The organism is Bradyrhizobium sp. NDS-1 (genome assembly GCF_032918005.1).
GTDB lineage: Bacteria > Pseudomonadota > Alphaproteobacteria > Rhizobiales > Xanthobacteraceae > Bradyrhizobium > Bradyrhizobium tunisiense.
Window position 1 is genome coordinate 2,926,246 of the sequence record NZ_CP136628.1, and the last position, 14,530, is coordinate 2,940,775.

At 67.2% G+C, this 14,530-nt stretch carries 10 protein-coding genes; 6 read left to right on the top strand and 4 right to left on the bottom strand.

Going from position 1 to position 14,530, the window contains the following annotated elements; genetic code table 11:
- Positions 1–157: 157 nt before the first annotated feature.
- The gene (locus tag RX330_RS13525) at positions 158–601 is read left to right on the top strand and encodes an RbsD/FucU family protein (protein ID WP_317243315.1); all 444 of its coding nucleotides are present in this window, start codon (positions 158–160) and stop codon (positions 599–601) included.
- Here the strand turns inward: RX330_RS13525 and RX330_RS13530 are convergent.
- Positions 598–981, bottom strand: coding sequence for a VOC family protein (locus tag RX330_RS13530; RefSeq protein ID WP_317243316.1), 384 nt, complete (start codon positions 979–981; stop codon positions 598–600). The two genes, RX330_RS13525 and RX330_RS13530, sit on opposite strands and share 4 nt — an antisense overlap.
- Positions 982–1,128: 147 nt before the next feature.
- Here RX330_RS13530 and RX330_RS13535 point away from each other — a divergent pair, with 147 nt between their 5' ends.
- Entirely contained in the window at positions 1,129–1,485 is a 357-nt protein-coding gene (locus tag RX330_RS13535; RefSeq protein WP_317243317.1) for a hypothetical protein, read from the top strand.
- 97 nt (positions 1,486–1,582) lie between these two features.
- Here RX330_RS13535 and RX330_RS13540 read toward each other — a convergent pair whose 3' ends face one another.
- Positions 1,583–3,034: a hypothetical protein gene (locus RX330_RS13540; protein WP_317243318.1), complete on the bottom strand. Its 1,452-nt coding sequence runs from the start codon at positions 3,032–3,034 to the stop codon at positions 1,583–1,585.
- 75 nt (positions 3,035–3,109) lie between these two features.
- Between RX330_RS13540 and RX330_RS13545 the strand changes: the two genes are divergently transcribed.
- On the top strand, positions 3,110–4,306 hold the full coding sequence (locus RX330_RS13545; protein WP_317243319.1) for an MFS transporter: 1,197 nt from the start codon (positions 3,110–3,112) through the stop codon (positions 4,304–4,306).
- On the opposite strand, the gene dgcA is transcribed toward RX330_RS13545, so the two are convergent.
- Positions 4,276–5,271 carry an N-acetyl-D-Glu racemase DgcA gene (gene dgcA / locus RX330_RS13550; RefSeq protein WP_317243320.1) on the bottom strand — a complete coding sequence of 332 codons (996 nt, stop codon included), beginning with the start codon at positions 5,269–5,271 and terminating at the stop codon, positions 4,276–4,278. The genes RX330_RS13545 and dgcA overlap by 31 nt on opposite strands.
- A gap of 134 nt (positions 5,272–5,405) precedes the next feature.
- Here dgcA and RX330_RS13555 point away from each other — a divergent pair, with 134 nt between their 5' ends.
- Genes RX330_RS13555 through RX330_RS13565 form a run of 3 tightly spaced genes read left to right on the top strand, consistent with a single transcriptional unit; the run spans position 5,406 to position 8,240 of the window.
- Positions 5,406–6,539 (top strand): MlaE family ABC transporter permease, encoded by a 1,134-nt coding sequence (locus RX330_RS13555; protein WP_317243321.1) that lies wholly within the window; start codon positions 5,406–5,408, stop codon positions 6,537–6,539.
- 2 nt (positions 6,540–6,541) lie between these two features.
- Positions 6,542–7,324, top strand: coding sequence for an ABC transporter ATP-binding protein (locus tag RX330_RS13560; protein ID WP_317243322.1), 783 nt, complete (start codon positions 6,542–6,544; stop codon positions 7,322–7,324).
- 40 nt (positions 7,325–7,364) lie between these two features.
- Positions 7,365–8,240, top strand: a complete 876-nt coding sequence (locus tag RX330_RS13565; RefSeq protein ID WP_317243323.1) for an MlaD family protein — start codon at positions 7,365–7,367, stop codon at positions 8,238–8,240.
- Positions 8,241–8,477: 237 nt separating this feature from the next.
- Here the strand turns inward: RX330_RS13565 and RX330_RS13570 are convergent, their stop codons facing one another.
- On the bottom strand, positions 8,478–14,303 hold the full coding sequence (locus RX330_RS13570) for a negative regulator of septation ring formation (protein ID WP_317243324.1): 5,826 nt from the start codon (positions 14,301–14,303) through the stop codon (positions 8,478–8,480).
- Between the last annotated feature and the right edge of the window lie 227 nt (positions 14,304–14,530).

Here is a 14,530-nt window from a genome sequence, read left to right on the forward strand (position 1 = left end):
TCCTCTGGCACTGATCTCGATGCGAGATTGGTGGCGAGGAAGCTTGGCCCCGTTCGAGCATATGCTCCGTGATCCCTGTCACCATGACGGTGGACGTGATCTGAATCACGCTTGGAACCTGCTATGGTTAGCGATCGATAACAGGAACCGCCGTCACATGCTGAAATCGATCGATCCGATCCTGACGCCCGACCTGCTCTGGCTGCTGGCCGCCATGGGCCACGGCGACGACCTCGTGGTCGTCGACGCCAACCACCCGGCCACGCACATCGCCAGCAGCACATCGTCGCAGCGCCTGATCCAGTTGCCTGGCCTGCGCATGGAGACGGTCGTCCGCGCCATCATGACGCTCTATCCGCTCGACGATTTCGATCCTGATCCGGTGCGGGTGATGATGCCGGTCGACGATCCCGACCGCGTGCCCGACGTGCAGCGCGCGGTGCTGACCGAGATTGAACGCGCCAGCGGCAGCGCCATTGCTCCCGGCAGGCTCTCACGGGCGGATTTCTATCGGGCCGCAGCGGCGGGTTTCGGCGTCGTGCAGGTCGGCGACAGCCGAGGCTATGGTTGCTTCCTGATCAGGAAGGGTGTGATCGGTTAGCTGGACCGGCGCATCAACGCCGACGGCCAGCCGATCCGGACGAGGAGACCGTCAGGACCGTTGATGCCCACTTCATACATGCCCCATTCGCGGTGACGCAACACGCCGCCGGGGCGGATGATCAGATCGTCCACGCGCGCGGCGATGGCTTCGACCTCGGGCGTGCGAATGAAGATACCAAAGGGATTGTGCTCCGGCACACGCCAAGGACCATCGCCGGCTTGCGTGAGATGAACCTCGCATCCCCAACCGCTCATGATGACATAGCCGTCATCGCCGCCCGTGCGTGTAAATCCGAGACGTTCCCAGAACGGCGTGGCGGCGGGAAGATCGTTGCTCGGAATGATCGCGAAGGCGCCGACGCGCGGGGGCTCAGACATGGGTCCATTCCGGAACTTGCAAGACATCCGCAGCACTCATGCTGCACTTTGCAACCTATCGAGAGAAGCGGATGAGCAGAAGCGGCGAAACGCCTCGCACTCGAATTTGAGTGGTCTTCTCGCATCCGCCTGTCTATTGTTCGAACCATGTCCCGCCTTGTGTGTCTATCTGTTGCCATCATCCTGTCGCTGCTGCCCGCCACAGCGCCCGCTGCGTCAAACAAGCCGCCTAAGCCGGTCTGGAAAGGCTACGGCTTCCTGCCGGGTTATCGGCAGCCGCTGAGCAACAGCATTCCGCTCTACAAGCAGAAGGACGCGATGCGCCGAATGTCGCGCGCCGACCGGCGCCATTGGTACATCGACCCGGTTCCGCAATATTACCGATGGGACGGCGAGTGGCGCTATTTCGGCCGTCCCGGCTTCAACGGCGGCCGCTACAATGGCGGCAGCTTTGGCCCGTGCTGGACGCGGACCCCGATCGGGGCGGTGTGGAATTGCGGGTGATCGAGTTAGCGAACGGTAGTTAGTTCGTCATTGCGAGGAGAGAAGCGACGAAGCAATCCAGAGCCTTTCCGCGGAGGGATTCTGGATTGCTTCGCTGTTACGAGAAGAACGCGATCTTCTCGGCCTGTGTCATGCGGCGGATCGGCGCGAGCGGGTCATTTGCCGGCGCGCGGGGCTTTTGCAGGATGCCGCTGGCGAGGATGGTGGCGCCGAGCGAGGGCTCGGACGAGGACAGAGGCGAGGGCGCGGTCATCGTCGTGGCCGGCGCCGCGGCGAAGGTGGCACTGGCTGCCATCGCCGGGGCCTGCTGCTCCATCACTTCGGCGGCGGCCTCCGCAATGGCGTCGGTGAGGCGCGCAAGCGAGTCCATTGCGATCGGTGCGTCCGCCGGGTGCTCTTCCACGACTGGGGTGGCAACCGGCTCGGATGCGATCGGCTCGGCATGCTCGGCGGCGACGGGCGCTATGGCCTCCGCTGGCATCGGCTCCGGAACGGCCGCGTCCATCTCGATCGGCGCGATGATCTCGTCGAACTCCGGATCGGGCGCGGCCATCTCGAGCGCGATGGCATCGAGCACGGCGTCGTCCTCGGCCTGCGCCGCAGCGTCGAGCGCTGGTGCGTCAGCGGCATTGGAGTCGGCCTCTTCGGCGAAGGCTGCAGTGTCCGCGACCGGCTCTTCAAACGCGACGGCTTCAGGCGCGGTATCTTCCGGCGCGACATGATCGAGCGCGGCGTTTTCGACGGGGGTCTCGCTTTCAGCCGCAATCTCCGACGCGACGGCCGCTTCCATTGCCTGCTCGGCGGCGGCGAACGCTTCGGTGGCGATGGCCGCTTCAACGGCGGCCTCGGGCTCGGCCGCGACGTCCTGTGGGAGCTCCGTGAAAGCCACGGGGGCTTCGCTGGCCATCGCTGCGGCTGCGGTCGCGGCAGGCGCGGTCTCGGCAGGCGGAGCTTCAGCGGCGGATGAGGGCGCCTCCTGCACCGGAGCCGGGGCAGCCGCCTGTTTCGTTGCGCCGCCCTCGGTCTGGTCGACCCGATCCTTCAGCAGATCGAAGGCAATCCTGAGCTCGACACGGGGATCGATCGCCTGGACCTGTCCGCAGGCGGCCTCGATCGAGGCGAGCTGCGAATCAATGAGGTCGCAGATTCGGCCGTCGGCGCCGATCTCGCGCCAGCGCCAGGAGATCTCCTTGATGATGCGCACCCCGCGCGGGATCGCCGCAAGGCTGGCCTCGATCGCCGTGGGGTCGAACGCGGCGATCGCGATCGTCTCGGCTTCGCGGATCGCGCGGCGGATCTCGACCAACGCTTCCGGCAGGCGGTCTTCGACGACGGGTTGTCGCTGCGCCGCAAGGGTTTCCTCGATTCTGGCGACTGCGTCCAACACCATGCTCGTGTCGGCATTGCGGTTGCGCTTGGCGTATTCGCCGAGGAACCAGCGGCCGCGCGCGGTCTCCATGAAGGCTTCGCGGATCGCGTCGTAATCCTGCTCGTTCGGCTCGGCCGCGCGGGCAGACATGGGCGAGAGGGCGAATGCTTCGTTGGCCATGACAATCTCGTCGCGCAAATCAGTACGCGTTACTGTAACGATCACCACGATATCGGCCGAATCGCAATTGGTTTGATGGCAGGCGAATCACAAATCCCCATCGCAGCGGCACAAAAACGGCGATTCGCCGTGGGTCTTGCGGTGTTCTATTCGGCCGTCTTCGCGGTCTCGGGCACGCATCTGCCGTTCTTTCCGGTGTGGCTGAAGGCTATCGGCATCGACGCGGCCTGGATCGGCCTCATCAACGCGCTGCCGGCGATCACGCGCTTCACCACGCTGCCGCAAGTGACCGCCTTTGCCGAAAAGCGGCATGCCATCCGCGCCGCGATGATGGTGTCGGTGCTGGCGACGGCGATCGGATTTGCGGCCGTCGGCCTGCAGCAGCACCCGCTGGCGCTGTTCCTGATCTATGCGCTGACCTGCATGATGTGGACCCCGACGATGCCGCTGACCGATGCCTATGCACTGCGCGGCGTCGCCCATTACGGGCTCGATTACGGACCCCTGCGGCTGTGGGGCTCGGCGGCCTTCGCCGCCGGCTCGCTCGCCTGCGGCTATCTGATCGACAGCATCGCGGCGCGCGATCTGATCTGGATCATCGTTGCATGGGCGGTCGTTGCGGTCGCAGCCAGCCTGCTGCTTCAGCCGCTCGACGACATCAGGCGGAAGACCGCCGCGGCGCGTGCCGACACGGCATTGCTGCGCGATGCCGGCTTCTGGGCGATCATCGCCTCGGCCGCGCTGATCCAGGGCAGCCACGTCGCCTACTACACCTTCTCGGCCATCAACTGGCAGATCCATGGGATCAGCGGGCTGACGATCGCGGGGCTGTGGACGCTGGGCGTGATCGCCGAGATCGTCGTATTCGCGCTGTCGCCGCGCTTCTCGCTGCATCCGTCCACGATGATCGTGATCGGTGGTGTGAGCGCGGTGATGCGCTGGATCGTGACGGCGAACGAGCCGCCGCTGGCGCTGCTTGCGATCGTGCAACTCGGCCACGGCCTCACCTTCGGCATGACCATTCTCGGCACCATGAACCTCCTGGTGCAGCGTGTGCCCCCGCATCAGATCGCGCGGGGGCAGGGCTATTACGCCGCGTGCAACGGTCTGCTCGGCGCTGCGACCTCGATCGCGTCAGGCGTGATCTACGCCCGCATCGGCGACAGCCTGTATTACGTCATGGCCGCGATGGCCGCGGCGGGCGCGCTGGTGATCTGGTCGGCGCGGCACCGGCTCATGGCTCAGCCCCAGAGCGAGGCGTCCGGCGGATAGACCAGGCTGCCGTCATAACGCAGGGCGTGATCGCGGTCGCGCGCCAGCAGCAGCGGGCCGTCGAGATCGACGAAGCGCGCCTGCGGCGTCACCAGCATCGCCGGCGCCATCGACAACGAGGTCGCGACCATGCAGCCGACCATGATCTCGAAGCCGAGCGCCTGTGCCGCGTCGGCCATGGCGAGCGCCTCGGTGAGGCCGCCGGTCTTGTCGAGCTTGATGTTCACGGCGTCGTAGCGATCGCGCAAGGGCGCAAGCGAGGTGCGGTCATGCACGCTCTCGTCGGCGCAGACCACGAGCGGCCGCTTGATCCGCGCCAGCGCCTCGTCCTTCCCCGCCGGCAGCGGCTGCTCGACCAGCGTGACGCCGGTCGCCGCGCAGGCGGCGAGGTTGGCTTCCAGATTGGCCTCGGTCCAGGCCTCGTTGGCATCGACGATCAGCTCGGATTCGGGGGCGGCCTTGCGCACCGCTGCGATGCGCTCGGGATCGCCGTCGCCGCCGAGCTTGATCTTGAGAAGCGGCCGGTGCGCGGCCCTGGCGGTCGCCACGGCCATCGCCTCGGGCGTTCCTAACGAGATCGTGTAGGCCGTGATGCGCTCGCCCGGGACCGGGCGGTCGAGCAGGTTCCAGGCCCGCACGACTGCCGCCTTGGCCTCGAGGTCGATCAGGGCGCAGTCCAGCGCGTTACGGGCCGCGCCGGGCGCCATGGAGGCCTGGAGGGCCTGCCGCGTGAGCCCGTCGGCGACGGCCTGCTGCATGGCCTGGATGGCCGCGAGCGTCGCCTCGGGCGTCTCGCCATAGCGGGGATAGGGCACGCACTCGCCGCGGCCGGTCAGCCCGTCCCGGCTGACCTCCGCCACGACAGTCACGGCCTCGGTTTTGGCCCCCCGGCTGATGGTAAAGCTGCCCGCGATCGGGAAGCGCTCGATTCGCGCCGCCAGGGAAGCAAATTTCATGGAAGTCATTTTGAACTCTGGCGAAATCTGAACCTGCTAGTTACCTCTAGCAACTAACATTAACCACTTGGGGATACCTTCTCTGGGTAAGGGCGCGTGCGCAACTCTCTGATCTTCTCCGCCCCGGCACGGGAGCGGACATCTTGAACAGCGATCCGAAGCTGGAACGGATTGCCAAGGGCAACGCGCTGGCACTTTGCGCTACCGGGACCTGGACCGCGAGCTTCGCGCCGGTCCTGGAGCGGATGGTGGCCGACGCCGAAAAGCTCGCCGGCGGCCCCCAGAGCATCTTCATCGACGTCTCCGAGGTCGCCAAGCTCGATACCTTCGGCGCCTGGCTGATCGAGCGACTACGCCGCAGTCTGACCAGCGGCGCGGTCGAACCGCAGATCGCGGGGCTCTCCGCCAATTATTCGAGCCTCGTGGACGAGGTGCGGCGGGTGCGGGCGGCCCCCGTAACCGACCGCAGCCCGATCACCATCACCGGCATGCTGGAGCAGATCGGCCGGACCGTCGCCGGCGTTGCCGGCACGGTCGCAGGCCTCGTCGACATGCTCGGCGCGGTGCTCGCGGCGGGCTTTCGCGTCCTGATCCATCCGCGCTCGCTCCGCCTGACCTCGACCGTGCACCACATGGAGCAGGTCTGCTGGCGCGCGGTGCCGATCATCGTGCTGATCACCTTCCTGATCGGCTGCATCATCGCACAGCAGGGCATTTTTCATTTCCGCAGGTTCGGCGCCGACATCTTCGTCGTCGACATGCTGGGCGTGCTGGTGCTGCGCGAGATCGGCGTGCTCCTGGTCGCGATCATGGTCGCGGGCCGGTCGGGCAGCGCCTACACCGCCGAGCTCGGCTCGATGAAGATGCGCGAGGAGATCGACGCGCTGCGCACCATGGGCTTCGATCCCATCGAGGTCCTGGTGCTGCCGCGCATGCTGGCCCTCGTGCTCGCGCTGCCGATCCTCGCCTTTCTCGGCGCGATGGCCGCGCTCTATGGCGGCGGTCTCGTCGCCTTTCTCTATGGCGGCGTCCAGCCGGAGGCCTTTCTGTTGCGCCTGCGCGACGCCATCTCGATCGACCATTTCATCGTCGGCATCGTGAAGGCGCCGGTCATGGCCGCCGTGATCGGCATCGTCGCCTGCGTCGAGGGGCTCGCCGTGCAGGGCAGCGCGGAATCGCTCGGACAGCACACCACGGCCTCGGTGGTGAAGGGCATCTTCTTCGTCATCGTCATGGACGGCGTGTTCGCGATCTTCTTCGCCTCGATCGGGATGTGACGATGGCAGGATTAGCTCAAGGCGAGATGCAAAATCCCATCATCCGCGTCCGCGGCATCACGGTGCAGTTCGGCGCAACCCGCGTGCTCGACGGCCTCAACCTCGACGTCAAGCGCGGCGAGATTTTGGGATTCGTCGGCCCCTCAGGCGCGGGCAAGTCGGTGCTCACGCGCACCATCATCGGCCTGGTGCCGAAGGTCGCAGGCTCGATCGAGGTGTTCGGCGTCGATCTGGATTCCTCCAACATTTCGCAGCGGCGCAACGTCGAGCGGCGCTGGGGCGTTTTGTTCCAGCAGGGCGCGCTGTTCTCCTCGCTCACGGTGCGGCAGAACATCCAGTTTCCGATGCGCGAATACTTGCGGGTCTCGCAGCGGCTGATGGACGAGATCACCATGGCCAAGCTCACCATGGTCGGCCTCAAGCCCGAAGTCGCCGAGCGCTTCCCGTCCGAACTCTCGGGCGGCATGATCAAGCGCGTGGCGCTGGCGCGCGCGCTCTCGCTCGATCCGGACCTCGTCTTCCTGGACGAGCCGACCTCGGGCCTCGATCCGATCGGCGCCGGCGACTTCGACGAGCTGGTCCGGACGCTCCAGCGCACTTTGGGGCTGACGGTTTTCATGGTAACCCACGACCTCGACAGCCTTTACACAGCATGTGACCGCATCGCCGTTTTAGGGAACGGTAAGATCATTGCTGCAGGGTCGATCGCCGACATGCAGGCCTCGCAGCATCCCTGGCTGAGGCAGTATTTCCATGGCAAGCGCGCCCGCGCGGTCATGGGTTGAGAGCTGGTTGAGTAGCTGGGATGGGTAGCCGGAGCACCTGATGGAAACGCGGGCGAACTACGTCTTGATCGGGTCGTTCACGCTGGCGGTGATCGCCGCCGCGATCGGCTTCGTGCTGTGGTTTCAGTCGCTGCACACCACCAAGCAGCGCAGCCCCCTCCGCGTCGTGTTCGAGGGCCCGGCGGCAGGCCTGCGCAACGGCGGCAGCGTCAATTTCAACGGTATCAGGGTGGGCGAGGTGGTCTCGGTGAAGCTCGATAACCCGCGGCGGGTTGTCGCACTGGCCATGATCGAGAACAACGCCCCGATCCGCAAGGACACCCTGGTCGGCCTCGAATTCCAGGGCCTCACGGGCGTCGCCGCGATCTCGCTCAAGGGTGGCGACGAGGCCGCCCCTTCGGCGCCGCTCGACCAGGACGGCATCCCAACGCTCACCGCCGACCCCAACAAGCTCCAGGACGTCACCGAGGCGATCCGCGGCACGCTGCAGAACATCAACAAGATCGTCGCGGACAATCAGGAATCGGTGAAGAACTCGCTGAAGAATCTGGAGACCTTCACCAACTCGCTCGCGCGCAATTCGGAGAAGATCGACGGGGTGATGGCCAAGGTCGACGGCGTCATGCTCAAGGCCGACAATCTCATGCTCGGCCTCAACACGCTCGCCGGCGGCAAGGACGGGGGCGAGCTGTTCCAGGCGGTGAAGTCGATCCGCGAACTCGCCGACGATTTCGACAAGCGCTCCGGTGCGCTGATAGCCGACGGCCGCCGCACCCTCGGCGACATCAGCCGCGCCGTGAACAATTTCGACCGCAACCCGACGCGCGTCCTGTTCGGCGCCAGCAACAGCGCGCCGGCCGCCCCGCCGCCGCCGCCCGAGCCGCCGAGGCAGGCGCCTGCGCCGAGGCGGCAGTAGCGAGTGAGTTCGTGTCCCGGACAAGCGGCAACGCATAGCGTTGCCGCGCAGAGCCGGGACCTAGCAGGCAACACGGAACACGTTGCGAGATGGCCCCGGCTCTGCAGCGCACCGCTGAAGAAGCGCTGCATAGCGTCCGGCGCACGAGAGCGCGGATGACGCCCCCAAACAAAAACGGAGCCCGTGAGGGCTCCGTTTTCATTCGCTATTCGCCGCTCGCCACTCGCGAGCTTCGTCTCACCCCAGCCGTCCCGCCGCATGCGCCAGCAGCGTGTACACCAGGCCCGTCTCCGAGGTCAGGTGGGTGCGCAGCTCCTGCGGGCCGCGGCCGTCGCGGGCGACTTCGTCCAGCAGGCGCTCGAACTCGGCGACGTAGCGGTCGACCGTGCCCTTGAAGTTGCGGTCGGCGCGATACTTGCGGGCGACCTCGTCAAAGGCCTTCTGACCGGCGGGCGTGTAGAGGCGCTTGGTGAAGGCCTTGTTCTCGCCGCGCTGGTAGCGGTCCCACATCTCGGCGGCCAGGTTGCGGTCCATCAGCCGGCCGATGTCGAGCGACAGCGACTCCAGCGGATTGCTGCTGGCCTGCGGCTGCGGGCCGGGTGCGGCGCGGCCACGGGAAGCCTGACCCGTCGGGGCGCCCTGATTGGCGTCGGTCCGGTTGAGCAGGTCCGACAGCCAGCCGTCACGGCCCTGGTCGTTACCTGCGGGGGCAACCGGCGGCGCTTCGGTGCGGCGCGCTGCCGGCATGCCCAGGTCCGGCGGCGGCAGCGTCGAGGCGCTGCCGGTGTCCCGCATCCGGGTCTCGGTGGCGCGGACGCCGACCGCTGCCAGCACCGGCTCCTCCTGGCGCTGCACGCTGGCGCGGCTCGTCGTGGTGACGTCGAGGCCGCGGCCATGCTGGGCCACGATGCGGTTGAGCTCGGCGAGAGCCTCGATCTGGTCGACGATCACCTTGCGCATCTGCGCCGTGCTCTCGGCGGCTTCCTGCGGCATCTCGAGCACGCCGCGGCGCAGCTCGTTGCGGGTGGCTTCGAGCTCGTTGTGCATCTCGAGCGCCATCTGCTTCATGCTGGAGACGAGGTTGGTGAACTTCTCCGTCGACTGCTTGAACATCGCATCCGCCTCGTCCGTGGTCTGGCGGTAGATGTCGTGCATCGCCTCGATGGTCTGGCGGTGCTCTTCCTCGGACGCGACGCGCACCGCCTCGAACTGGCGGGTGATCGCGGCGGAGCCGGCGCCGGCGGTCTCGGCGACCACGCGGGCGATGTCGCGGGCGCGCTCCTCGGCCGCTGCCAGCGATTCATCGAGCAGGCCGGTGAAGCGCGACAGCCGCTGGTCGAGATCGGCCGTGCGCAGGTCGATCGTGGTGACGAGCGATTCCAGCGCCTGCTTGCGCTCGGCGAGCGAGGCGGTGGTGTTCTTGTTGCTCTGCTCGACGACCTGCGCGGCGTCGACCAGCGCCTTGCCGTGCGCGTCGAACTGGGTCGACAGCTCGCCGAGATCCTGGAGCGCCTTCGTGGTCTTGCTGTTGAAGACGTTGAGCTGCTCTTCCAGGTTCTGCGTCGCCGCACCGTTGCGCGAGGTGACGTCGTTCATCGCCGAGACGAAGTCGGCGACGCGCGTCACCAGCGCCCGCTCGAGCGAGTTGAGGTTGTCGTGCGCACCGGTCAGCACCTCCTGGAGCAGGATGTTGCCTTCGCGCAGACGTTCGAACAGCGCCACCGTGTCGGTGCGCAGGATCTTGCTGGTTTCCTGCATCTCGGTGACGGCCGCGATCGAGACCTGGCGGGACTGGTCGATCGCGGAACGCGAGGCCTGCTCGAGGTCCTTGAGCGACTTGCCCACCGCGCTGGTGGCGATCTCGCTCGCAGCGTTGATGGTGCGGGCGACTTCCGAGCCGTTGCCCATCATGGTCTGCGAGAAGGCCTGACCGCGCGTCTCGATCGACTTCAGCGCATCCGAGGTGACGCGGTCGATGTCGAGCGTGAGCTGGCTGGTCTTCGAGCCGATCGCGTCGACGAGGGCGCCGCGCTTGGCGTCGATCATGTTCGACAGGCGGTCGGCCTGCTGCGCGACATAGGTGACGATCTCGTCGGTCTTGCCGGTCATGGCCTGGCCGAAGCTGGAGCTGGCGGCGAGCACCGAACGCTCGACGTCGGACGAGCTCGACTTGACCCGCGAGCTCGCCTCGTTGGAGGCCGTGATCAACGCGTTCTGGGCATTGAGCGCGCTGGTCTGGATGTCGTTGGTCGCATTCGCGGTGGCCGCACTCAGCGTGCGCTCGATCTCGGTCGAGATCGTGCGGATCTGGCTCGCGGCGTCCGCCGAGGTCGAGGTCAGCGACGTCTGGGCCTCGCGTGCGCTGTTGAGGATGGTCGAGGCGGTGTCGGCGCCGACCGCGGTCAGCGTACGCTCGATGTCCGTGGTCAGCGACTTGATCTGGCTGGCCGCGTCGGTCGAGGCGGAGATCAGCGAGCCCTGGGCCTCGCGCACGCCGCTGGTGAGCGCCTCGATGGTGGCGCCGCCGGCGGTTGCCAGCGCGCGCTGCATCTCGGCCGCGAGTGAACGGACCTGGCTGGTCTGCTCGGCCGAGACCGTGAGCAGGGTGCTCTGGGCGTCGCGGGCGCTGGTGGTGATGGTCTCGGCGGTCGACTGGCCGACCTGCGAGAGCGAACGGTGAACTTCGGCCGCGAGCGACTTGACCTGGCTCGCCGCCTCGGAGGACGCCGTCACCAGCATGTTCTGCGCCTCGCGAGCGCCGGCGGTGATGGTTTCGGCGGTCGAGGTGCCGGCCATCGTGAGCGAGCGCTGCACGTCGGCCGTGAGCGACTTGACCTGCGCCGCCGCATCCGAGGATCCGGCAACGAGGGTGTTCTGGGCTTCGCGGGCGCCGCTGGTGAGGATCTCGGCGGTCGAGGTGCCGGCCATCGTCAACGAACGCTGTACGTCCGAGGACAGCGCCTTGATCTGGTTGGCGGTCTCGGTCGAAGCCGCGATCAGCGCGCTCTGCGCATCGCGGGCGCCGGCGGTGATCGATTCCGCCGTGGTGGAGCCGGCCAGCGACAGCGAGCGCTGCACGTCGGCGGTGAGCGTCTTGACGTGGTTGGCCGCATCCGAGGACGCGGTGACGAGGGTGGTCTGGACCTCGCGGGCGCCGGCCAGGATCGAGGCCGCGGTGGCCGAGCCTGCCGCCGAGAGCGTGCGTTCGACGTCGGCCGCGAGCCCCTTGATCTGGTTGGACGCATCGCCCGATGCCGCGACCAGCGTCGACTGCGCCTCGCGGGCGCTGCTCAGGATCGAGTTCGCAGCACCGGTGCCGACCGCGGTCAGCGCGCGCTCGACCTCGGCCGAGGTCATCGCGAGCTGGGCGTTGACGTCGGAGGAGACCGTCATCAGCGACTGCTGGGCGGTACGCGCACCGGTCTGGATCGTCTCGCTGGTGTTGACGACGAGGTTGGTGAGCGAGCGCTCGGCATCCTCGACATGCGAGCGGATCGCGGTCGAGATCATCTCGGCGCGGGACATCATGTCCTCGCTGGCCTGGCGGCCGCTGCTTTCGATGCGGCCGGCGACGGCCTCGACGCGCGAGCCGAGCAGGTCCTCGAACTGCGCCACGCGCACGTCGATGTCGCTCGCGACCGAGCCGACCTTGGTCTCGATGACTTGATGGATCTCCTGGAAGCGCGCCGTGACCGTGTCGGTGAGGTGCGTGCTGCGGCCGTCGATGATCTCGGTGACGCCGGTGATGCGGCGGTCGACCGCCTCGATCGCCTGCGCGGTCCCGTCCGTGAGGGTCGAGGTCAGGAGGGTCAGGCGCGTGTCGATCGACTGCACGGCCTGCGATGCGCCGTTGGTCACCGCGGTGGTGAGGTAGGTGAGGCGGGAGTCGATGGACTCGAGCGCCTGCGTCGCCCCGCCGGTGAGCGTCGTCGTGAGGTGGGTCAGCCTCGTGTCGATCGACTGGATGGTCTGGGACGCGCCATCGGTCAGTGAGGTCGTGAGGTGGTTGAGGCGCGCATCGATGGTTTCGATGGCCTGCGATGCGCCGCCGGTCAGCGACGTGGCGAGGTGGGTGAGGCGGGAGTCGACCGACTGGATCGCCTGCGCGGCACCGTCGGTGAGCGACGAGGCGAGCGTGTTGAGGCGTTGGTCGATGGTGTCGGTGACGGACTTGGCGCGGGTGTCGAACGACTGTTCGAGCGCGCTGACGCGGCCGCCGAGCTGCTCGTCGAAGGTCTTGATGTGGCCTTCGATCGTCGAGTCGAGGCTGGAGATCTTGCCGTTCAGCGAGAGGTCGAGATTGCTGACGCGTTCGCCGATCGTGGTTTCGAACTGCACCAGGCGCTTGTCGAGCACGGCCGTGATCTCGCCGCCGTTGGCGGTGAAGCGGGTGTCGAAATTGTCGACATAGGTCTTGAGCGACTCGTGGATGTCCTGCGTGCGCTGGCCCATGCGCTCGACGATCTCGCCGCCGAAGGTCTTCACGGTACGGTCGAACTCGGAGATGTGGCGTGTGATCAGGGCGCCCAGCGTGCCGGAGTCGCGGGCGAATTTCTCGACCAGCTCGGTGCCCTGGTTCCGCACCAGCTCGTCGAATGCGCTCATCTGCAGCGACAGCGAATCGTGCGCGGTCTCGGTCTGGCTGACGACCTTGGCGACGAGCGTGTTGACGGTGGCGTCGAGCGCCTCGCTCGCCTTGTCGCCGCTCGTCAGGATCTGGCCGGCGAGGCGGTTGCCGGCGTCGTCGATCTTGGCGGAGAGGTCGTTGGAGCGGAGCTCGAGCTCGAGCAGCAGCGAATCCGAGGAATTCTTCAGGCTGTCGTGCACCTGCTCGGTGCGCTCGGAGATGCCGTCGACGATCGCGGCGGAGCGCTGCTCGAATTCGCCTGTGATGCGGTCGATGCGCTCGTTCAGCATCTCGTGGACGCGGTCGGCGAGGTCGACGAACTCGTCGTGGACGTGGCCGGTCTTGAAGTTGAGGCTGGTGGTCAGCCGCTCGCTGGCGTCGAGCACGGCGCGCGTGGTCTCGTTGCTGGCCTCCTCGAGGCGGTCGAGCAGGTCGCCGCCGCGCTCGCCGAGCGCCAGGATCATGTTGTCGCCGGCATTGCTCAGCGCGCTGGTGATGTGGGCGCCGCGCTCTTCCAGAGCGCCGGTGATGGACTTGGCGACTTCGTCGACGCGCGAGGCGATCGCGTCCGAGATCAGCGCGATGTCGTGGCGCAGATCGATCTGCACGCCGGAGATGGCGCTGCGGACCTGCTCGGCCTGGCCGACCAGATTGTCGCGCTGATGCGCGATGTCCTGCAGCAGGGCGCGGATACGCACTTCGTTGTCGGAATAGGCGCGTTCGAGCGCCGCGACCTCGTTGGCGACCAGCGTCTCGAGCTCGCCGGCGCGCGCGATCGCGCGCTCGATGCCGTCGCCCATCGCCGCGACTTCGCGGCGGATGGCCTGGCCGACGGTGACCATGGAATCGGAGGCCGAGCCTTCCGGCTCGGAGAAGCGGATCGCGACCTGCGCCATCGCCTGCGCGATCATGCGCATTTCCTGGCCGCGCCAGACGAGGCTGGCGAGGAAGTAGAACAGCATGATCGGCGCGAAGAACATCGCGATCAGGCCGGCGATGACGAGCACGCCGCCGCTCTGGCCCATGGCGGCCTGGATCGAGGGCAGGAAGCCGAACGTCAGCGCGGCGCAGGCGGCGAGCCAGACGCCGGCGAAGATGGTGGCGAAGGTGTAGACGCTGCGGGCGGGGCGGCCCTTCTGCAGCGCCTGGAGCAGCTGGCCGATGGTCTCGCGGTCGTCGTTGGCGGCGCGGCGCGCGGTGCGCGGCTCCTCGATCGGGTCGAACACGTTCGCCCGCTCGTTGGCGGCGGGGCGCGGCTCGAAGCTCGGCTCATCGAAGATCGGAGGGGGCGGCGGCGCCGCCGAGGACGTCGTCTCGTTGCGCATCGCGGCGTTGCGGCTGGTGTCCGCAGCGGTGTCGCTGATGTTGAGGGCTTCCTGGATCGCAGAAAGCGCAACTTCTGTGGGGTCTTTGACCTTTTTCGGAGTGTTCGCCATGTTCAGTCCGAGCCCTCGTTACTTGTACGCGTCCCCCCGCGAGCCCTGCGCGCTGCGCAAGCCCACAGACCGGATCATGCCGCTTGCGCGGATCTCCGAGCCGTCCCCACCCGGACGGCTTGTCCGCCAATTTCTGCAACATCCTATTGGCAGAGCGTCGCGAATGAAATGCCCGCGATTAAGACATTCTTAATCATCGTTAACAGGATCGCCCCGTAACGCCTTAG